Source organism: Deltaproteobacteria bacterium (assembly GCA_016210005.1).
GTDB lineage: Bacteria > Desulfobacterota > Binatia > HRBIN30 > JACQVA1 > JACQVA1.
Genome location: JACQVA010000069.1, coordinates 43757 through 64473 on the forward strand (window position 1 = coordinate 43757; position 20717 = coordinate 64473).

The 20717-nt window shown below is 67.1% G+C and carries 14 protein-coding genes; 3 read left to right on the forward strand and 11 right to left on the reverse strand.

From position 1 onward, the window contains the following. Positions 1–2 precede the first annotated feature (2 nt). The 10 genes from HY699_07230 to HY699_07275 form a co-directional block, all read right to left on the reverse strand. Positions 3–1523 (reverse strand): hypothetical protein, encoded by a 1521-nt coding sequence (locus tag HY699_07230; GenBank protein MBI4515592.1) that lies wholly within the window; start codon positions 1521–1523, stop codon positions 3–5. Further along, positions 1520–4678 (reverse strand): hypothetical protein, encoded by a 3159-nt coding sequence (locus HY699_07235; protein MBI4515593.1) that lies wholly within the window; start codon positions 4676–4678, stop codon positions 1520–1522. Before HY699_07235 ends, HY699_07230 begins: the two co-directional genes overlap by 4 nt. An 86-nt stretch (positions 4679–4764) precedes the next feature. Continuing rightward, the gene (locus HY699_07240; protein MBI4515594.1) at positions 4765–5970 is read right to left on the reverse strand and encodes a hypothetical protein; all 1206 of its coding nucleotides are present in this window, start codon (positions 5968–5970) and stop codon (positions 4765–4767) included. A gap of 12 nt (positions 5971–5982) precedes the next feature. After that, complete coding sequence (locus HY699_07245; GenBank protein ID MBI4515595.1) at positions 5983–7020, reverse strand: ABC transporter substrate-binding protein; 1038 nt, start codon at positions 7018–7020, stop codon at positions 5983–5985. 210 nt (positions 7021–7230) lie between these two features. Beyond that, positions 7231–9654 (reverse strand): ABC transporter substrate-binding protein, encoded by a 2424-nt coding sequence (locus tag HY699_07250; GenBank protein ID MBI4515596.1) that lies wholly within the window; start codon positions 9652–9654, stop codon positions 7231–7233. Positions 9655–9663: 9 nt separating this feature from the next. After that, a complete protein-coding gene (locus HY699_07255) occupies positions 9664–11643 on the reverse strand; it encodes a hypothetical protein (GenBank protein MBI4515597.1) in 1980 nt (659 codons plus the stop codon). Beyond that, positions 11640–12668, reverse strand: coding sequence for a hypothetical protein (locus HY699_07260; GenBank protein ID MBI4515598.1), 1029 nt, complete (start codon positions 12666–12668; stop codon positions 11640–11642). Before HY699_07260 ends, HY699_07255 begins: the two co-directional genes overlap by 4 nt. Beyond that, the gene (locus HY699_07265) at positions 12661–14415 is read right to left on the reverse strand and encodes a CRTAC1 family protein (GenBank protein ID MBI4515599.1); all 1755 of its coding nucleotides are present in this window, start codon (positions 14413–14415) and stop codon (positions 12661–12663) included. The genes HY699_07260 and HY699_07265 overlap by 8 nt, the downstream gene beginning before the upstream one ends. Before the next feature lie 171 nt (positions 14416–14586). Continuing rightward, complete coding sequence (locus HY699_07270) at positions 14587–14898, reverse strand: multidrug efflux SMR transporter (protein ID MBI4515600.1); 312 nt, start codon at positions 14896–14898, stop codon at positions 14587–14589. A 37-nt stretch (positions 14899–14935) separates the two neighbouring features. After that, positions 14936–15739, reverse strand: a complete 804-nt coding sequence (locus HY699_07275; GenBank protein ID MBI4515601.1) for a methyltransferase domain-containing protein — start codon at positions 15737–15739, stop codon at positions 14936–14938. A 358-nt stretch (positions 15740–16097) separates the two neighbouring features. Between HY699_07275 and HY699_07280 the strand changes: the two genes are divergently transcribed. Beyond that, positions 16098–18404 (forward strand): MMPL family transporter, encoded by a 2307-nt coding sequence (locus tag HY699_07280; GenBank protein ID MBI4515602.1) that lies wholly within the window; start codon positions 16098–16100, stop codon positions 18402–18404. Between the two features lie 22 nt (positions 18405–18426). Here the strand turns inward: HY699_07280 and HY699_07285 are convergent, their stop codons facing one another. Continuing rightward, positions 18427–18624, reverse strand: coding sequence for a type II toxin-antitoxin system HigB family toxin (locus tag HY699_07285; GenBank protein MBI4515603.1), 198 nt, complete (start codon positions 18622–18624; stop codon positions 18427–18429). A gap of 93 nt (positions 18625–18717) precedes the next feature. Here HY699_07285 and HY699_07290 point away from each other — a divergent pair, with 93 nt between their 5' ends. Both HY699_07290 and HY699_07295 read left to right on the forward strand, forming a co-directional pair. After that, positions 18718–19449 (forward strand): acetoacetate decarboxylase family protein, encoded by a 732-nt coding sequence (locus tag HY699_07290; protein ID MBI4515604.1) that lies wholly within the window; start codon positions 18718–18720, stop codon positions 19447–19449. 54 nt (positions 19450–19503) lie between these two features. Continuing rightward, positions 19504–20691 (forward strand): acyl-CoA dehydrogenase family protein, encoded by a 1188-nt coding sequence (locus HY699_07295; GenBank protein MBI4515605.1) that lies wholly within the window; start codon positions 19504–19506, stop codon positions 20689–20691. Positions 20692–20717 lie beyond the last annotated feature (26 nt).

Genomic DNA, 20717 nt, shown 5'->3' on the forward strand with positions numbered 1-20717 from the left:
GTCTATTGCCTCAGCGGCACGAATACCAGAAAGCTCTCGTCACGAAAGACCAGCTGATAGCTCTTGGGATCGAGGGCGAGAACATTACCCAAGGCGTGCGTGGCCGGAATCACCAGCACGTCGGGACCCCAGCGCTTCAGCGTGTTCAGCCAGTCGTTCTTCACGTTCATGACATCGTAGGCCCGCAGGAAGTGCTCGGCCGGCACCCACTGTGTGCGACCGTCAGTGGTGACGCGGAAGTCGAGATCCGGCCGCTGCTGGTACAAGATCCAGCGGCACCAGCCGCCGTGGTTGAAGTGTGTCAGCACCCGCAGGTGCTCGCGCGGCGGCCGCGGGCTGAGGTCGAGAGTCGTGATGTGCCGGCAAGCGGCCACTGGCAGCATCGCGGTGATGTACTCGTCATTATCGTGGAGCCAGGGGAAGTGGCGAGCGGCATGTACCGCGGCGCCCAGCAATACCAGCGCCACGATCGCGCTGGCCACCGGCCGCTCCCAGCGCCGGACCCGACCCAGCGGCACGTGCGCCAGTAGCTGCAGCTGGCGCACGAAGTAGGGCAGTCCGGCCACCGCAAATACCGCGACGAATTTGAGACTGCCGATTGCCAGCAGGACAAACACAACCGCCGACAGCCCCGCGCCGATCCGCGCCACCAAGCGGCGCCAGCTGAAGGTGCGCGCCACCACGATGACGTAAAGCAGGATCAGCCACGGGGTGAAGCCTTCGGTTGCAAGCGCGCCGCGAAACTCGCCAATGGTCGTCTTCAGCTCGGCCGGCATGGTGAAGTAGTCCCACAACAGGGCATAGTTCATGAACAGAGACGGCGGCATGAATCCGAACGGCAGCAAGCCGTAAGGCGAAATCAGTCCCGCCCCACTCAGCAGCACCGCCCCGCCCCAGGCGTAGGCGGCGCCGAACCTATCACTGCCGGTGAAGCGCGGGGCGCAACGGTAGAAGAACCACAGCGCCGGGATCAACGCCCAGTAAACGTGAACATTCACCAGCACCACGGTTAGCCCCAGCAAGTACGGCAGCTCCCAAGCGGCCGCCCTCTGAATCAGCCGGCGCACCGCCAGCGCCACCAGGCACAGCGACAGCATTTGCGGCCGCACCGACACGACGTGGCCGATGAGGGCCATGGCGCCGAAAAAGGCCGCCAGGGTGACGGCCATCGGCTGGCGCCGCGGCGACTCCAGCAGGACGATGTCCAGCACCACCGTGGCGAGGTAGGCCAGCAGCAGCCCGAGTGCCAGCCGCAAGCCCTGGTAGTGCCCGAGGCAATAGATCCCGTAGAGCGCTAGCTGCCCGAGCCAGTGATAATCATGCCAGAACGGGTTGAACGAGTTGACGAAGTCGTACGACGGCAGTGCGCGATGGTCGGCGATCCATGCGCCACCGGCAAGGTGCCAGCCCAAGTCCGGATCATGCGCCGGGTGATACCAGAAGGTCAGGCCGTAGATCGCCGCGGTGAGGTACAGCCACACGCGGCGACTGCGCTGCCTCTGATCTTCCTTGCCATCTCTCATTCCACTCCACGCGCCCGCGCCGGCCGCCGCCCGGCCGCCGGCAGCGCCGGCGCGATCGGTGCGCGCGAGATGCGCTCGATCTCGGCTCGGGTGAACGGGCGAGCGCCGGGGTGCGAGTTGTCTTTGAGCTGACGGCCGTCCTCGTCCACCATGCGGTCGAGCAGCACGCGTTCGAGGTCGATCCCGCGGCTGACCGCCACCGGCAGTGTCTTCAACACTGCCGGCGCGTTCACGTCCGACACGTCGATGATCGCCATGCCGCCGGCCGCGAGCCCGGCGTAAACGTAGGCCTTGTTCTTCGGCGGCTCGAAGGCGTTGGCCACCAGCAGATCAGACACCGCCCCCGCCGAGGTGAACGCCGTCACCACAACCGGTGATTCCGGATTGCTGACCCGGGCGATTACCAGGCCGCCGGCGCCGTCGGCCACGTACAGGTACTCGCGTTCGAGCGACCTCTGCGTGCTCGAACCCGGATCGTAGTGCGACTTGGTAAAGAGCGCGTGGGCGTCGGTGGTCGGCAAGGTCGCCGCCACATAGGGTGCGGTGGGATCATCGAGATTGACGATGCGCACGCCGCCCGCGCCGTCGGCCACATACGCCATCATGTTGAACGGCTTGGTGCCCTCCGTCACCGGGTCGGAATACCGCGGCCACGCCGCCACGTCGCGGGCATCGTTAGCGGCTGGGTCGGCCCCGTTCAAGTCGAGAGTGGCCACGACGCTGGCGGCGTTGGGGTCTTTGACGTCGATCACCAGCAAACCGCCGGGGCCGTCGGCCACCAGCACATACAACCCGTGCACCGCCAGCGCGCGCGCGTCGGTGGTGCGCAGGCAGCCGAGGAACAGCGGGTGCAACGGGTCGGCCAGGCTATAGGTCATCAAGCCGTCGGCACCGCCGGCAACTAACAGGGTCTTACCGGCGACCGCGACTTCGTGTCCGTTCGCAACCGGCGTGGTCGACACCACTTGCGGATTCGTCGGATCAGCCAGGTTCACGACCACCAGCCCTTGGGTGCCATCGGTGACGTAGGCGAGCTTGGCCAAGCCATCGACTTGATCGGTAACCACGGCCAGCCCTCGCGGATCGGGCAGGGCCAGCGTGCCAACCACGCCGGCTGCGCCCGGGTCCTTGCGGTTGATCACCGTCAGCGCTCCCTCCGGTGCCGGCGAGAGCGTGAACAGATACGTGCGTGAGAGATTGAAACCGTCGGTGCCCAGCCCCAGGGCGGCCGGGTTACGGTGGCACTCGAGACAATAGCGGGCATTCTTGCGGGTGGTGTGGGGCTGCACCGGGTTCATCGCCAAACCGGAGATGCCGGCTGCTGTCAGCGGCAGCTCCTGGTGCATGATCTGCTGGCCGGCGGCGTCCTTGACAGTGGTCAGCACCTGGCAGCCGGTCACAAACGGTGCGATCTTGCCCTCGGCGTTGTAGCCCATGTGGAAGTTCTTGAAGTTTACGAAGTACTTGTCATCGAGCACCGGCTTGCCCGGGGTTTGCGCGCCGGCGACCATATCGAGCGCGCTCTGGCTGAGGTCGCGGTTGAAGTGACAGCCGTAACAGTTGTTCTGCCACGCGGAATGGCAGGTGTAGCACTCGAGGCCGCCGCTTTCCTTGATGTGGTTGGCGTTCATCGCCGTAGCCGCGATCGGGTTGTGGAACGGGCTCTCCGGGTTGACGATGTCTTTGACCTGCTTGACCACGTGCTTCTCACCGGTGACCTTCGAGGTCAGCATCATCTGCCCGTCTTCCCAGGCCAGATTGGTCAGCGGCGAGCCGCGCGTGCTGACCATCGAGCCGTAGGCGGTAAGCGAGCCGTGGCAGTTCTCGCACTCGATCTCGGTGGCCTGATCCATGTGCCCGTAAATGTTGCCGTCGCCCATGACTTCGCGGCGCACGTGGCAGTCGATGCAGTGCAGGTTGCGTTCGTGATGAATGTCGGGCGGCGTCACCTGCGGGTCTTGCACGTAGTACGCGCCGTGGAGCTTGCGCGGCGTCAGCCCGGGGTAGTCGTCGCCCATCGGCGTTCCCGGCGGGGTTTGTGCCAGCCCGCGGAAACTGAGGCCGATGCGCGCACCGCGGATGTGGCAGTGGGTGCACTGGTCGGTCGGGATCTTGCGCGTGAGCTGGTGAATGCGCGGATGGCCGACCTCGGTCTTGTTGATGGTGTGGTCGCCCGACTCGCTCAACGCGGCGTTGGTGTACGGCATGTGACAGGCGGCGCAGCCTTCGGAGCGGTAGTTGCCTTCTTGGCCGGCTACGCCGCGCACCGCCGCGCCGCGCGACCACAGGTGGCAGCGGGTGCAGATCTTGCGCGGAACATCGCCGTAATGGCGCTGGACGGAGTCGAGCGGCCACTCCTCGTCCTCAGCCGGCACTTGACTGAGCGAAGCCAGCGCGCCGCGCTCGGCGGGGATATCGCCGTCTTCGTCGCTCACCGGCATGTTACCCCAGATCGCGGTGCGATCCGGTAGGATGCCGTTCTGGTAGGCGCCGCCGGTGAGATGGCCGGTGGTGGAGGCCATCATCGACTTCATCAGATCGTCGACGTATGGCGCGTGGCAAGCGCTGCCGCCGAGGCCGTCGCGGCCGCAAGTTGAGCGCACCACCCGCAGGTTGCTCGGGTTCAAGAACTGCAGGTAATCGCGGTCGGCATAGTCCTGCGGCAAGATGGTCGCGTTTTGCGGCAGCGGCGCTTGCGCCTGCACGTGCGCGCCGTCCTTGGTCGTCGCCTGCGGATTGCCGGTGTGACAGTGGGTACAGCCGAGGGCTAACTTAGTGTGTGCCGTCTCAATGCCGGCGTGACAATCAATGCAATGGCCGGTCGCGGCCGCCACCGCATCGGTGGGCGTGGCGGTCGGCGTCTCGGTCGCGGTGGCCGTCGGCGTCGCCGTGGCCGTCTCGGTCTCAGTCTCGGTGGCAGTTGCGCTAGCAGTGGTGGTAACCGTCGGGGTCAGCGTGGCGGTCGCCGAGTTGGTCGGCAGCGGCGTAAGCGTCGGCGTCGCGGCCGGTGTTTGGCTGGCGGTGCCGGTCGGTGTGGCCACTGGCGTGGGCGTTGGCCCCGGCTGCCCGTCATCACCGGCACAGCCCGCCACCAGTGTCACCGCTGCGATCACCAGCAGTGAGTAGGTAGCTGTCAGCAGACGTGCGCGAGCCATAGCCCTCTCCTGTTCCGCGACCAAGACGGCCGCTACCTCGAGACAGCGCCGGCAGCGAAGCCGGCCGCAGGCTCTTTAGTCGCTTTCTACTGCCGAGGCAACGCGGCCACGGCTTCCATTTCACAAAGGAGGTTGGCGCGGCAGACCGCGGCATTGACTATGGCATTGGGGAACCCTTCGACGCCGTGATGGCGAAGGATGTCGCGCAGGCGCGGGGCATCGCCGGCGTGCTTGACATACGTCACCGCCGAGACCAGGTCGCGCAGCGACGCGTTCTGCGCCGTCAGCAGGGCCTCCACGTTGATGATCATCCGCTCCACCTGGCGCTCGAAGTCGCCGACGTGGGCGGTGTGCCCTTCTTCGTCCACGCTCGCGGTTCCCGAAACGTAGAGCGCGACCTTGTTGGCCTCGACGACCTTCAGCCCGCGCGAGAAATCGGCGCCGTAAGTCCACGCCTCGTTGAGCGTGGGCGTGGTCATCACCCCGACTTCCAGCGGCGCGGGCGACTTGATGGCATAGAGGGACATCGAGAAATTGTGCCGGCCCGCGAACGGTGCCCCCCCGATGCCGGTGCTGGCCGGGCGCAGACTAATGCCGCTGCGGCGGAAGAACTCCCTGCGGGCGCGGTTGAACTCGGCGTAGTCGCGGTCGATGTCGCGCAAGTGGATCCAGGTGCGGACCACTTCGCCGAAGCTCAGCCCTTGCGCCCGCAAGAGCTGCTCGGCGGCGAGCAACATGCCGAAGGCTTCGTCGAACGCGCTGCCGTCGCTGCCGAAAATGTTGCCGGCATAGAGGTATTCTTGCGCCCCCAGGCGAACCACCCGCGCCGCAAAGCGCGCACTGGCGGCGCAGCCGCAGGTGGGCGCGCTCCACACCGTGCGCCCGAACTTCTGCGCCCGCTGGCGCGGAATCACCGCCAGCGCGGCGATCTCAACCCGCGCACGTGGGTCCAACGGCGGCTGCTCGATGCAGGTCGAAGCCGGCCGGCAAACTCGGCAGCTGAGCTCGCCCAGCACCTCTGTACGCACGCGCCGGAATGCGGCTAGGTCGCGGCCGATGTCACGGAAGAAGATGGTTTCGTGCACGACGTGACGTACGCCGCCGCCAGCCGCGGCCAGCGCCTGGTGGAGCCCCCGGTAAAGCGAGCGTGTCTGGCCGGCGACATCGCCCGCCGCCGCCCGCGCCGGCGCGCAGAGAATGAAGAACTCATCGGCCTCCGGGCCCGCAAAGCGGCGCATCGTGCACTTGCTGTCGTTCGAGTTGATCGTCAGTTGTTGCTCGCCGTACATCATGGCTCACCCCTTTCATCGACACGCCGCCAGCTCGACTGGCGCTGCCGCAGCCCGATCGCGGTTAAGGCCAAGCGCTTGCAAACGGCCGCCTGTCACGCGGGCGAGCGGCGCCGGCCCGGCGCGGTTACCCGCGGCATCAAACTCGATCCACCCGCTCAGCCCGTGACACCGTGTTGCCGCCAGCGCTGCCCGCGGGGATGCGCCCGCCCTGTCGGATTGCAGCGCCGCGAGCAACACCCGCGCGCCATCGTAACCGTAAGCCGCGGCCGCGCCCGGCTCGTGCCCGTAGGCCGCGATGTACTCGGAGCGAAAGCGCTCGGCCGCCGGCCCTGCCGGCGCGGGCGCGGCCAACACCATGCCTTCCGCCCCCTCCCCCGCCACCGCCAGGAAGGCCGTCGTGGCCAGCGCCAGGGGACCGAAGAAAGGCAAGCCGACACCCGCCCGGCGCAGCTGGCACACCACCCGCGCCGCCGCGCCGGCGGGCTGCAAGAAAAGCACCGCCTCGGCGTCTCCGGCACGCACTGCCTCCGCTACCCGGTCACCGTTCGCCTCGTTTTCAGCCACCGCGATCACCTGCGGCACGGCTGCGCCCCGAGCACTGAGCACCCGCGCAAACGTTTCGAATGCCACGCGCGAGTCGTACTGCGACTGCGCTAGCACCACCGCCAGGCGGCGCACGCCGTATAGCTCCTCGAGCAGCGCAGCAGCCTGCTGGCGATCATCGGGAACCAGGCGGAAGAACCACGGCACCTTGATCCGCGTCAGAGTCGAATCGGAGACCCACGGGGTGAGCAGCAGGAAGCGCCCTTTGCCGCGCGTCACTACCTGTTCGGCAAGGTGTGCGCTGCGGCCGTCAAGCGGACCGAGCACGGCCTGTACGCCCTCGCCGTACACCAACCGCACCAACTCGCCGGCGCCCGCGCTCCACTGGCCGGCCCCCGCCGCCGTCACCGCGCGGCACGCGAGCGGGCATTGCTGCAGCGCCAGCTCGGCGCCCCGGCCCACCTCCGCCGCTGCTGCCGCGCCCGCACCATCGGCGGCGAAAAACATCCCGATGCGCGCCTCACCCCCGCCAGCGGCCCCACCCGGCGCCGCTAAGATACATGCGATGAGCGCGGTGAGAAGACGGAAGCGGGGGTTACAACGAATCAAACGGATCAAGAGAATTGAGACCAACGGATGGGCGGGCTGGGAGGTCCCCATCCGGCCAATCCGCTTAATCGGTTCAATCCGCTGTAAAAGTCCTTGATCCACAAGCGCCTACTGCTTTTGCGCCGGACGGAAGTAGTGGAAGCGGCCGTCTTTCACCTCGGCCAGCCAGGGCTGGCGGACGTTGTTCAGTGTCGAGTCGAACTCGATCGTGCCGGTGACACCTGCGAAGGTCTTATTGGCGAACAACGCATCGCGAATGCGCGCACGATTGAGCCCGGCGCGGCGAATGGCGGCGATGATCAGATTGGTGCCATCGTAGGCGTGGGCACTGAACGCCGTCGGCTCTTCACCGAACCGCTCGCGATAGCGGCGCTGGAAATCGAGCCAGGCCGGATCGTTCCGCTCCGGGTTGAAGGTCGCGCTCGCCACTACCCCCTCTGCGGCGGCGCCGGCGGCTGCAAGAAATTCCGGATGCACGGCGCGGTCGGAGGCAAAGATCGGCAGTATCAGGCCGCGCGCCCGAACCGCCTTGACGATCAACCCCAGCTCGCGCGGGTTGCCGAGCAGGAACAGCGTCTCAGCGTTGCTGCGGGCGATGTTATCGAGCTGCGCGGAGAAATCCCTGTCGCCGTTTTTGAAACGTTGCTCGATTACGACCGGATGGTTGAGCCGGCGCATCGCCTGAACGAACTCGGCCACCCCCACCCGGCCGTCGCGGTCGTTGACACGCAGCAGCGCCACCCGCGCAAGGCCGCGGCCGCGCAGGATGTAATCGGCGAGCAGATAAGCGCTCTGGCGATCATCGCTCATCACCCGCGCGATCCAGGGGATCGCGTGCTCCAGCAGCGTGGGGTCGGAGGAGCCGGCGTTAACGATCGGGACCTCGGCTTTCAAGGTGGCCCGGGCAAGTACGTGCTGGTGGTTACTCTCGACGCCGCTCAAGATCGCCCACACGCCGTCGGCGTAGGCGAACTGCGCCAGCTCATTCGAGGTCTGACCCCATTGCACCAGGTCGGTGCGGCGCACCAAGGCAAACGGCTGGCCGTTAAAACCGCCGGCGCGGTTGGCGTCTTCAACCGCAAGCTGCGCGGCGCGCAGCATCGGGCGCCCGAACAGCTCGGCCTTGGGATCGCCTTGTACCCCCGAACGCAATCCGGGCGGGAGCGTGGGCCGGTCCTGATCCTCGAGCGGACCGATGAAACCGATCCGCACCTCAGTGACCGGCAGGGCCGGCTTCTCCCTCCCGACACCGAGGAACTCGGGCGCGGTGGTGAAGAATTCGTGGTAGACGCCGAGGTGGCGATAGGGCAGGAGTTCCTCGGGCGTGTTGGCGTAGTGAAAACGCGCCGGAACCGCGGCGGGCGCGGCGGGCGCCGGCAGCGCTGCCGCGCCCGCCGCGGGTATCGGCGGGATCGTCAGATGCGGATCCGGTTGGCCGCGGCTGACGCCCTGCTCGGTGGCGAGCCAAAGCATGTCATCCTGGAAGTCCACCCCGAGCACGAAACTATGGGCCATCGCGCTCTCGGTGACGAGCGTAGCCGCGGGCTCTCGGCCGCGGCTGAAGCGGACCTCGCCCCGGCCATCTTCAGCACGCCGGTAACTCACCCAATTGGCGCCGTCAGTGGCACTGAGCCCCTTGTCCGTGGCGCACCACGCGACCCGGCCGCGCGCCCGCACGAACTGGACGAAGTTGCTGGCCAAGCCGCTGTCTTCGGCGAAATAGCTGCGCCAGGCGCGGCCGTCATAGCGCGCCAGGCCGAAGTAGCTAGCCTGCCACAGCAGGCCGTCCCTGAAGTCAACACCCGCAGTGACATCATGCACCGGGCCGTCGTCAGGCAGCAGATCGATCTCCATCTCCTTGTCGGGATCACGGTACTCGCGCCAGCGCTGGGTGGTCTTTTCCAGCTCCAGCACGCCGCCGCCCCAGGCGCCGAGGTAGACCTTGCCGCGCTCGATGGCGGCCGAATAGGTCCAAGGCTCGGCCATCGGCGTGTTCTGCTCGGTGAAAACCGTCCAGGCGCCGGTGCGTAGGTCGAGCCGGCTGGCGCCCATCGCCGTGGCGGCCCAGATCTGGTCCTCGTCGGGATCGCATTCGACGTCGTTGACGAAGTCGTTGGAAAGTCCGCTGGAAAGTTGGGTGAAGGCATCGAAGCGCCCGCCCGAAAAGCGCGCCAAGCCGCCCATCGTGCCGATCCACAGATCACCAGTGCGCGGGCTGACATCGAGCGCGAGCACGACCGGATGCGGCAGCCCGTCCTGCACACCCCACGAGCGCCAGCGCCCATCTTCGTAACACGCCAACCCCGACTCGGTGCCGGCCCAGACCCGGTCGCCGTCAACCCGGATGGCAAGAACTTTCTGTGACGGCAGACCAGCGGCGACGGAGAAGTTGGTCCACCGCCCGATCACCGGGGCACTCAAGACATCGACCTCTGCGGCCTCGACCCCGCGCGGCGGGCCAAGGCCAACGAGCAGTAGGGCGCAGAGCGCGCGCAACCAGCGCGAACACCAGGCACTCGGGTCCATGCTCATGCCATTCCCTCACAAGGTCTTCAGGTACTCGATCAGGTCGTTGAGATCGCTCTTCGACATGTCGATGGTGACACCGTGAGTGTCGTAGGGGTTGAAGCGGGTCCAAATCTCCTCCAGCGAGGCGGCTTTGCCGTCGTGGAGGTAGGGCGCCGACTGGTAGAGGTTGAGTAGCTGCGGCGTGTCGAACTCCTTGTGATCGTCGGTCGTGGAGGCCGAGCCGACATCGAACCGCTGCCGGCCGGTGAACCGCGGCGGCGGGTGGCAAGTGATGCAGCGGTCCTTAGCCTCGATCGGCTTACCGTTGCGCATGGTGCCGCGCTCGAACAGCGCTCGGCCGCGCGCTTGCGCCGGGGTCAGGGCGCCGCCCGGCGAACGGTGGCGGTTGGGCGGGTTGCGCAAGGAGCGCATAAACGCCACCAGGGCGTTGAGATCGGCGGGCGAGAAGGGCTCGACGCGAGTGAGAAAGCGGGCGAAGCGGATGCCGCACTGCATGTACATGCTGGTGTTCTTACCGTCCCATTTGAACGGGGCGGTGCCGTCGATTCCGAGCAGGGTGCGGTTGTCGACCAGGTTGCGGCCGAGGCCGTCGGGCTCGAAGTCGTACTGCAAGCGGTCGACGTGATTGTTGGGGTGACAGCTGCGGCAACTGAACTGGCCCTGGAACGTGCGCGCGGCACTGTTGAACAGCCGCTCGCCGCGCCGCAGCACGGTTTCACTCTCAGTGACGCCAACGTCGATCGTCTCCGCCACCACCAGCCGCTCGAGGTCGATCACGGCGATGCGGTCGGCGAGCCGCTCGGCAACGTAGAGCCACCTGCCGTTGGGCGCCACCGCCAGCCCCTTTGGGTTGGCGCCGACGGCGATGCGCGCGCGCACGTAGCGCCGGCTGAGGCCGAGATGGTTGGCGAAGGTGGCCAGATCATCGGCCGAGGCCGAGGTCAGCAGGGCACGGAGTCGTTCGACGTCGATGACCGTGATCACGTCCACCCCGGAATGACTGACAAACGCGAGTCGACCATCGGGCGTGATGACGACGTCGCAGGGATCGGCGTAGAAGGCATTGGGTTCATCGAGCAGCACCTGCGCCACACGGCCAGTCTTGAGATCGATGACGCCAAGGCCGTTGGTCATCATCCAGCCGCGGGCCACCTGAATGGCCGGCAGCAGATTCTTCGGCCGCACCAGTGTGAACAGCGCCAGGTCGCCTTGCGGCGCCACCGCGATTCCTTCGAGCAGGTGCGCGTTCACCACCGCGCTGCGGGTCGCCACCACGCGCCGCTCGACATCGATGACCGTGACCTCGGAGACCGGCGGCTCGGGACGGCTCTTGGGGTACGAGAGCTGGCCGGTGACCAGCAGGCGTTTGCCGTCGGGCGTGAGCGCGACAGCGTACGGGTTGCTACCGGCCGGCAGCCGCCTAACCTCGGCGCCGCGGGCCAGCAGGACCACGCTGATGTCGTTGCTGAACCAGTTCGCGACCAACAACGTCCCGCCGTCGCCTGTGAGCGCGAGCCCGGCGGGCTCATCACCGACCGCGATGGTAGTGCTCACAGCGCCGGCGTCGAGATCGACAACCACAACCGAATCTTCGCCTGCGTTCGAGACGTACGCGCGGTGTCCGTCAGGAGCCAGCGCGACGCTGTGCGGCTTGGCGCCGACTGCGATCGTCCGCCGCAGCCGCCGGGAGTCGAGGTCGACTTCGAGCAGGGCGCCGGCTTGCATCGCGGTGGCGTAGAGCCGCCGGCCGTCGGCGGACACCGTGAGATTGAGGGGGGAGCGGTAGCCGGGGCGGGCGAGACGGTCGCCGAGGGTGCCGCCGTAGCCGACGTAGTGGCAGGAGAGGCAGCCGACCGCGGCCGGCTCGGCGCCGGTGTAGAAGCGGACGTGCTCGCTCGCGCCGCGGTACGCGGCCGCGCCGGCGAAAAGCAGCACCAGCACCGCCAGCGCAGCGCGGCCCAGCTTGTGCCGTATGCCTCCTCTCCAGCTCACGGCGAGTGAGCCTCGGATTGCGAGTCGGCCGCCGCCAGCGGCGTGGCCGGGCGCGATAGCGCCCGCACCACGCGGTTGTCGGGCGCCAGCTCGGGGTCCTCGTGACAGCCGATGCAGCCGCGGTTCTCGTTCGGCCGCACCCAGAAACCGCTGTGATCTGCTGCCCGCACGCCGGTGCCGTCGAGCAGCTCTAAGTGCAAGGGCTGGTCGGCCGGCACCTCGATGAAGAACGAGCCGTCGTCTTCCACCGGGGCCTCGCCCAGCACCGTGCCGCCGGCCGCCAGCACGCGCACGGCCCGCACCACGCCGCCCGTGGCCGCCGCCATCGTCGCCAGGCGTGAAGCGTAAACATCAAGGCAGAGCAGCGTGCCGCTGGACTTGCGCTCGTCGACCACGCTGGTGAGCCTGAGCGGCCGGGGCTGCGGCGCCGCCGCCTGCGCCGACTTGCCGAAGCTCACCGGCGATCCGCGCGCCTCCGCGCCCCCGTTTGCGCCGCCGGCGAGGATCGCGCGCTCGCCCAACGGCTGGTGGGGCGAGACCGAGACGAGCCGCTCGCTCGCGCCTTCGCCGATCTTCTCGGTGAACAGCACGTGCCCGTCGTGCAGCCACGGCCCGCCTTCGATCGAAGCGCGGTCGGCCGGCGCGCTGAAGAGCTGCAGCCCGGTGCCGTCCGGATTGACCACGAACAGGCGGCCCGGGGCCGCGCCCTCGAGCGGGTGGCGCCGAAAGACGATACGGCCGTCGGGCAGCAGCGCCGGCGCCCGGTCCCGTGCTTCACCGAAAGTGATACGACGCGCCTCCCGGCCATCAATTGGCGACACGTAGAGGGCGCTGGCCGCGCCGCCGGCAGCGCCGGCGGGCGCGCGCGCGAACACGCGCCGCCCGTCGGGTAGAACAAGCGTATCGGCGCCGTCGGCGCCGCGGCTAGCCACCGTGGGCGCGGACCACAGGCGAGCCAACACGAGAGCAGCGAGCGCCAGGGCCGCGATCACTGTTTGCCGGCCGCTCGTGGCGGCCCTAAGCATCGGGCTCCTCGACGCTCAGCACCTGCCGCACGGCTGTATCACTCAGCACTTGAGCCTTGCCCGAGGGCCAGCGGATCTCGATGCGCTCGACCAGTTCGGCCGACCCCAGGCCGAAGTGCAAGCGCGGATCGTTCTGCGAGAGATAGCCTGCACTCGAGCGGCGGGCGGCGGCCTGCGTGCGCCCGCCGGCGGTTATCGTGACTTTGGTACCGAGGCCGTCGCGGTTCGAGCGCGGCGCGGCGCCCTTCGGCTTACGTCCCATCGCGCCGCGCAGTTGCAGGTCGATCCAGGCGTTGCGGTTGCCGCCGTCGTTGCGTAGGAGCACCGCCGGGCTGTTCAAGTTGACAACGATGACGTCGAGGTCACCGTCGTTGTCGTAGTCGGCGTAAGCGCTGCCGCGCGCCATCCACTCGTGCTGAAAGAAGTCGCCCCAGTGCTCGGAGACATCGCGGAATTGGCCCAGCTGGTTCTCGAACAGCTGGCCCTCCTGGCCGAAGAGGCGCGAGAGGTCGGCGTTGACTTTGAAGATGTCGGGGTCGGCGTCGTTGTCGAAGTCGAAGAAGAACGAACCCCAGCCGACGAACTGCGCACTGTGCCGGCCGACGCCGGCCGCGACCGAGACGTCGCTGAAGCGGCCTTCGCCGTCGTTGTGAAAGAGCGAGGAGAGCGAGCTGTCGGAGACGAAGATGTCGACGCGGCCGTCACCGTCGTAATCACCGAAGTCGACCGCCATGTGCGCGGTGGAGTCACCGGCGCTGTTGTAGGCGACGCCGGCCGGCAGCGCGGCTTCGCGGAACTGCTTGCCGCCCTGGTTGAGGTAAAGGAAGTTCTCCATCGCGTCGTTGGAGACGTAGACGTCGTCAAACCCGTCGTCGTCGAGATCGGCAACCGCCACGCTCATGGCGCGGCCGGCGCCGTCGATGCCGGCGCGCTCGGTCACGTCCTCGAAGGTGCCGTCGCCGCGGTTGCGGTAGAGAAGGTCGCGCTCGCCGGCGTAGGCCAGTGGTCCGGGAAAGCCGTCCGGGGCATAGTACAGGTTGTATTTGGGATCGAACTGAATGTAGTTGCCGACGTAAAGATCGAGCCAGCCGTCGCGGTCGTAGTCGAGCCAGGCGGCCGCCGCCGAGCAGCGCGGATCACCGACCCCGGCACGCGCGCTCACGTCCTCGAAGCTGCCGTCAGCGCGATTGTGAAACAGAACGTTGGGGCCGTAATTGGCGACGTAGATGTCGGGGAAGCCGTCGTTGTCGTAATCACCGGCAACCACTCCCATCGAATAGCAGCCGGCGCAGCCGACACCGGCAGTGACGGTCACATCGTCGAAGGTGCCGTTGCCGCGGTTGTGGAAGAGCCGGTTGAGCCAAGCCCCGCGCGGGGCGTCGCCCTTCGAGATCGCCTGGTGATGTTTCCCGGTGGCGAGGTAGAGATCGGTGTAACCATCCTGATCGTAATCGAGCCAGGCGGCGCCGCTGCCCACGGCTTCGACGAGGTTCGAGAACAGTTCGTCACCGAAGGAATGGACGAAGTCGATCCCGGCGGCCGCGGTGACATCGACGAATGCCGGCGTGCCTTCGGCGGGCAGCGCCGGTCGCGACGCCGCCGGCGGCGAGCGCGGCGGGCCGCGGTCGCATCCTATGATCGCCATCAGCGTGAGAACCAGCGCCGCCGCGAGCGCGGCGTTAACGGGCGTACCGACAAGCGCCACCGCTCGCTCTCGCCGCCGGCGCCACGATGACCGTGTCATCATTGGGACCCGCCGCTCAGATTTCGGACATTCCCATCTGCCACCGCGCTCTCCCGCCGGCAGGACCGGCCCTGCCGGCTGCCGCCGCGATATATGCAGCGGCTAGCGCTCGGCTGGCAAGAGAAAAAGTCTGATGCGGCGGTGAAGGCGCGCTGATCCAGTGCGAGCCGCGGCTCAGCTCAAGTTCACGGCCACCACGCCGATGATAATCAAGCCCAGCGCCGCCGCTTTCAACGCCGTCAGCGGCTCGCCGAACCAGACGATCCCGATGGTGGCGATGATCGCGGTGCCCAGCCCGGACCACACCGCGTATGACACGCTGATGTCGATGTGTTTCACCGCCAGCGTCAGCGAGACGATGCTGAGCAGATAGAAGATGAAGATCAGGGCCGATGGCCCCGGCTTGCTGAAGCCGTGCGACAGCTTCATGCAGGTGGTGCCCGAGACCTCCAAGAGAATCGCCAACACCAGGTAGACCCAGCTCACACCACACCCCCGCGTGACGACTCAGTGAAACTTCGACTCACTTGCGGCGCGCGATGAAGCGCCCCTGCGCCACTTTGCCGGCGTGCGCCAATTCGCGGATGAACATCATTTCGCCGGCCAGCGCCCCCATCACCTCGGCATTGAAACCGATGATGCGCAGGGCGTCGTAAGTGAGCTGCATGTCGATCATGCTGAGGTAGAGGTCCATGTACGGGGCGAACCGGCCGGTGTCGTCCGCCGCCTGCACGGTGCAGCCGTTGTCGGCCAGCGCGCGGGCGTAGCCGGGGATATCTTGCAGCGTGGGGAATTTCATGAAGCGCATGAAACGCTCGGCTTCGGCGTCGGTGAGCCCCTTGGGCCCCTCGACCCAGTCGGTGAAAGCGATCGTGCCGCCGGCTTTGACGACGCGCGCCGCTTCGGCGACGAGCTTGGCCTTGTCGGTAACGTAGCACCAGGCGTCTTCGCCCCAAACGAAATCCGCGCTGGCGCCGGGCAGACCGCTGTTGCAGACATCGGCCTGCACGAAGCGAATGCGGTCGGCCAAGCCTTCTTGCACACAACGCTCGCGGCCGCGCTCGACCACGGTGGTGGTGGCGTCAACGCCGGTCATCGCCGCGACGTTGCGAAATCGCACCAGGAAGCGCATGCCGGCGCCGTTGCAGCAGCACAAGTCGACACCGTTGAGGCCGGCGCCGATACCTGCGCTCTCGGCCAGATCCAGCGACGACTTGAAGCCGCCGATGTGGATCTGCTGGCCCATGATGAGCTCCCACAGATCACCCTCATGTCCGTCGTAGACCGCGTTGACCTCGGCCAGACCAATGTTGGCAACGGATTTCATTAGGCCCTCCTGTGCGCGTTACGCGCCGTGGGTACGGCTACCGCCGTGGCGTTGGTCGGGCAAGCGACAGCGTCAGTGCTCAGCTCTTTCGCTGATGCGCGTCATGCCCAGCCTGCCCGCCGCCGGCCGGCATCAGCCACGGCGGCGCGCCGTTGCGCGCGAGCGGTGCGCTTGCGGCGCTGCTCCGCCGCTGCCGGCTGGGCCTCGGCCAGTGCGCGCCGGCGCGCAAAGCCGCCGCCGAGAACCGCGGGCCGCGCCTCTGGGCTGGCGATCGACGCCCCCGTGTGGCAAGTTGCCCGAGGCTTGTTGACGTTCGACTGCGCGGCCTTGAACGGCCGGCCGAGGTTGCGATACGCAGATGGAACGTTACGTTCGATTGGTTGTGCGCTACCGCGTCGCGGTGGTGATCGCGGTGCTGATCGTCACGGCTGCGCTCGCGACGCAGGCCCGTCACGTGCATTTGGAAATCCGCCGGCGCGCGCTCGAGCCACAGCAGCATCCGTACGTGCAGATTCACAATCGCATCACCGAGCTGTTCGGCGGTGGGACGATTGCCATCGCCGGGGTCATCGCGAATCAGGGCGACATCTATACGCCGGAGGTGCTGGGCAAGATCTATCGGATCACACAGGGCCTGCGTGAGGCACCCGGCATCATCGAGGCCAACTTGTTCAGCATTGCCGCGCCGAACGTCAAGGCGGTGGTCACGGGCCCGGATGGCACGATGGAGGTCCACCCGCTCATGGAGGCGCCTCCCACCACACCCGAGCAGATTCGCGCGCTGCGGGACACGGTCCGACAAGACAAGCTGTTCCGAGGCAACCTGGTATCCGCCGATGAGACCGCCACGGTTATCGTGGCGGATTTCGACGACACGCGGGCGAACGACGTCGCCATCATGCAGAGTTTCGAGAAAGTGTTCGCACCGGAGCGCGACGCGAGCGTGACGATTGCGTTGGCTGGGGTACCCATCTTGCGCGCGTGGTTGCGCCACTACACCGGACTGATCGGCGTGCTGTTCCCGCTCGCCGTGGTGGTGATCGGCCTCGTGCATTACGACGCGTTCCGCACTGCCCAGGCGGTCTTCCTTCCGCTGGCCACGGCCCTGCTGAGCGTCATCTGGGCGCTGGGGATCATGGGCTTGGTGGGGCGCCCGATGGACACCTGGAGCGCGATGACCCCGGTCGTCATCCTGGCGGTGGGTGCGGGCCACGCCGTGCAAATCCTCAAGCGGTACTACGAAGAATACGCGCTGGTGGGCGAGAGCCAACAGGCGGTGATTCGCGCGGTGACAGCCGTGGGGCCGGTGATGCTGACCGCGGGCCTGATTGCTGCCGCAGGGTTCGGCTCCCTCACCACCTTCGGGATTGCCAGCGTGCGCGCGTTCGGCCTGCTGCTGGCCTCGGGGATCTTGAGCGCGCTGGTGATCGAACTGACCTTTACGCCCGCGTGTCGCTGCCTCTTGCCGCCGCCACGAAAGCGCGAGCTGCGGCGTGAAGAGGAATCGCGCTGGCTCGATCGGATGCTGGAGGGTCTCGCAGCCGTTGTCACCCACCGGCCGCGGGTTGTCTTGGCCTGTGCCCTGCTCACGGCCGTGCTCGCGCTCGCCGGCGCCTCGGCCGTTCAGGTGGATAACAGCCTGCGGTTCTGGTTCGCGCCCTCGACGCAGGTGCGGAAGGACGACGCCTTGTTGAACGAGAAGCTCGCCGGCACCTCCACGCTGCGCCTCCTCGTCGATGGCGACCGAGACAACGTCTTGCAGGAGCCGCGCGTGCTGGAAGCGATCAGCGATCTGGAGCGCTTTATGGAGACGGATGACCGCATCGGCGGCGTGACCTCGATCGCCGATCACCTCAAGCGGATGCACCAGGCGATGAACGGTGGCGATCCTGCCTTCTACGCCATACCGGACAACGCGCGCCTGATCGCGCAGTACCTTCTGTTGTACGACATGGCCGCCGGTCCAGAGGGCTTGAGCGCGTTTGTCGATGGCACGTATCGGCGGGCCGTCATCCGCGCGCTGAGCAAGACCGACGAGGCGGCATTCTCGCGCGGCATTCTCAAGCGCTTGCAGGACTTTGCGGCCGAACGATTCCGCGGTTTACCGGTGCAGGTCGACATCGCCGGGGGCGCGCTCGGGGTGCTAACAGCGATGAACGAGGTGGTCGTGCGGGAGAAGATCGTCAACGTGTTGCAGATCGCGGCGATCATCTTCGTGCTATCCGCCGTCGTCCTGCGCTCGCTGGTCGGCGCGGTCTTTGTCCTGACTCCGCTCGCCATGGCGGTCGGCATCACCCTCGGCCTCATGGGGTGGACCCACACCTGGCTCGACATGAGCACGGCGGCGATCACGGCCATGGGCGTCAGCATCGGCGCGGACTTCGCCATCTACCTGATCTTCCGGATTCGCGAGGAGTTCGTGCGAACGGCGTCCTTGGAGGAGGCGATTCGCGGCAGCCTGCGGACATCGGGGAAGGCGATCTTCTTCGTGTCCTCGGCCGTGGCGCTGGGTTATATGGTGTTGCCGCTCTCCGGCTTCAGCATCTGGATTCGCCTCGGCGTGCTGACGGCCATCATCATTTCAGCGAGCGCACTGGCAACCTTCACGGTGATACCGGCGCTCGCCCTGGTCACAAACCCACGGTTCCTGCGTCATAGACCGTGACCGATCGCGACAGACGCCCCGCTTACCCGAGCGGCCGGTACTTGTTGCCACCGAGGCTGAACACGACCCGGCCATCCCGCAAGATGCTGGCGCTGCGGAAATCGCCCTTCACGTCCGCCGGCGTGCTCCAATCGGCTCCGAGCGTGTGCCAGTACCACGCAAAAATCGGCGGCTTGGCATCCTCGTACCCTTTCTGTGGCACGCTATAGGCGCGCGGCATAGACGTATCGAAAATTACTATTGGACAGGAATACCTCGTTGAACATAGGGTCGTCGAGGAGATGGCCATCGACTCTCACAGAGGAGGAAAGCAATGACGCAGCCTATCAGCGTGCCGTGGTCCGCGCCCGCGTTTACGCCCCCGCCACATCATTGGCCGGGCGTGCGGGTCATGGTGTTCCCGTTCGAGCCCAAGCCCGGCGCCGTCGAACGCATCCTGCCGCCGGGAATGGAGCCGGGCACGGGCCCCGCCCTGATCACCATGCTCAGCTATCCGCAGACGCCGATCATCCACCCGTTCAAGGAACTGGTAGTGATGGTACCGGTGCGGGTGGGCGAGGTCGAGGGCAACTACGTGCCTTACATCTACGTCACCACCGACGAGGCCCTGATTCCGGGTCGCGAGATCGCCGGCTTTCCCAAGAAGATCGCCGACGTCGTCTGGGAACGCGACGGCAATCATTTCCACGGCTCAGCCACGCGCTGGGGCAAGCGTATATTGTCACTCGAAGGCAGCATCGCCGGGCCGATGCCGGCCGAGATTGCCGCCGCTCAGGCCGAGGGCGCGCGGCGCCCCGCGATCAACTACAAGTTGATCCCAGGACCGGCCGGCGAAATCGAGATCGAGGAGATCACCGCGGTGCAGCTCGAACTCAAACAGCACTCGGTGGAAATGGGCCAAGGCAGGGTGCGCTGCGAGTTCTCCGAGCTCGACCCGCTGGCCGAGCTGGTGCCCGACGGCGACGGGCCGCTGCTGGCAATCCTCTCGGACAACACCATTCCGGCCGGCCGGGTGTTACGGCGCATCGACCGCCGCGGCCGCTGAGCCGAGCCGCAGTCGCTTTCATCACTGATAGTGTTTGAGAACCAGGATATACCGATGATCGACCTCACCCCCGAGCAACACGAAATCCAGCAGTGGGCGCGCGAGTTCGCCCGGCGCCACATCGTCCCGCGCGCGCTGGCGCTCGATCAGCAGCCCGAGAGCCCGCTGCGCGAGGAATTGCTGCGGGCCGCGGCCCAGAACGGCCTGCTCGGCGCCTCGCTGCCGGAATTTCTCGGCGGCATGGGACACGACCCGCTGACCTCGGCGCTGGTCACCGAAGAGATCGCCGCGGCCTGCTCCGGTTGCGCCGTGCTCTTCGGTGCCACAATGTTGGGTCTCACCCCGATCCTGCTCTCGGGCGATATCGACGCGATCATGCGCTTCGTGCCGCCGCTGGTGGCGTCGTGGGCCACCGATCAACCGCAGCTGGCAGCGCTGGCCGCCACCGAGCCGGACGCCGGCTCCGATTTCATCAACGGCAACCCCGCCGGCCGGATCCGCACGCGGGTAGAAAAGAAAGCGGGCGGCTACCTGATCAACGGCCGCAAGGTCTTCATTTCCAACGGCTCGATCGCCAGCCTCATCACCGTGTTCGCCTCGCATGATCCCAGCCGGCCGCTGCGCGAGCACATGAGCTGCTTCGCCGTACCCGCCGGCACACCCGGCTTCTCGGTCGGCCAGATCTTTCACAAGATGGGCCAGCGCGCCGCGCCGGCGGCCGAGCTGGTTTTCGACGATGTCTGGGTGCCCGAGAATCACCGCATCGGTGCCGAGGGCGGCGGCTGGGCGTTGAACCGGCTGATCATGTCGGTGACCCGAACGCCGGTGGCGGCCATCGCGCTCGGCATCGCCCGCAGTGCGTACGAAAAAGCGCTCGATTATGCCGAAACGCGCGTTCAAGGCGGCAAGCCGATCGTCGAGCATCAGGCGATGCAGCTGATGCTCGCCGACATGGCGATCCGCGTCGAAGCTGCCCGCGGGCTGGTGCAACGCGCCGCCCAGTCGATCGCGGGCGGGCAGCCGTCTCTTAAGCTCTCGTCGATGGCCAAGACCTTCGCTGCCGACGCCGCCGTCGCCAACGCCACCGACGCCATCCAGGTGCTCGGCGGCTACGGCTACATGCACGAGTACGGCGTCGAGAAGCTGCTGCGCGACGCCAAGCTGACACAGATCTACGAGGGCACCAACCAGATCAACCGCTTCGAGATCATGGAAGCCGTAGCCGCGCAGCGGCGGGCGTAAGGCAATATCGTTGCCTCTTCACGTGG

Excerpts from the sequence above, each read along its gene's own strand:
- HY699_07230 (MBI4515592.1), bottom strand. The coding sequence starts at position 1,523 with ATGAGAGATGGCAAGGAAGATCAGAGGCAGCGCAGTCGCCGCGTGTGG.
- HY699_07235 (MBI4515593.1), bottom strand. The coding sequence starts at position 4,678 with ATGGCTCGCGCACGTCTGCTGACAGCTACCTACTCACTGCTGGTGATC.
- HY699_07240 (MBI4515594.1), bottom strand. The coding sequence starts at position 5,970 with ATGATGTACGGCGAGCAACAACTGACGATCAACTCGAACGACAGCAAG.
- HY699_07245 (MBI4515595.1), bottom strand. The coding sequence starts at position 7,020 with ATGTTTTTCGCCGCCGATGGTGCGGGCGCGGCAGCAGCGGCGGAGGTG.
- HY699_07250 (MBI4515596.1), bottom strand. The coding sequence starts at position 9,654 with ATGAGCATGGACCCGAGTGCCTGGTGTTCGCGCTGGTTGCGCGCGCTC.
- HY699_07260 (MBI4515598.1), bottom strand. The coding sequence starts at position 12,668 with ATGCTTAGGGCCGCCACGAGCGGCCGGCAAACAGTGATCGCGGCCCTG.
- HY699_07265 (MBI4515599.1), bottom strand. The coding sequence starts at position 14,415 with ATGATGACACGGTCATCGTGGCGCCGGCGGCGAGAGCGAGCGGTGGCG.
- HY699_07275 (MBI4515601.1), bottom strand. The coding sequence starts at position 15,739 with ATGAAATCCGTTGCCAACATTGGTCTGGCCGAGGTCAACGCGGTCTAC.
- HY699_07280 (MBI4515602.1), top strand. The coding sequence starts at position 16,098 with ATGGAACGTTACGTTCGATTGGTTGTGCGCTACCGCGTCGCGGTGGTG.
- HY699_07285 (MBI4515603.1), bottom strand. The coding sequence starts at position 18,624 with ATGCCGCGCGCCTATAGCGTGCCACAGAAAGGGTACGAGGATGCCAAG.
- HY699_07290 (MBI4515604.1), top strand. The coding sequence starts at position 18,718 with ATGACGCAGCCTATCAGCGTGCCGTGGTCCGCGCCCGCGTTTACGCCC.
- HY699_07295 (MBI4515605.1), top strand. The coding sequence starts at position 19,504 with ATGATCGACCTCACCCCCGAGCAACACGAAATCCAGCAGTGGGCGCGC.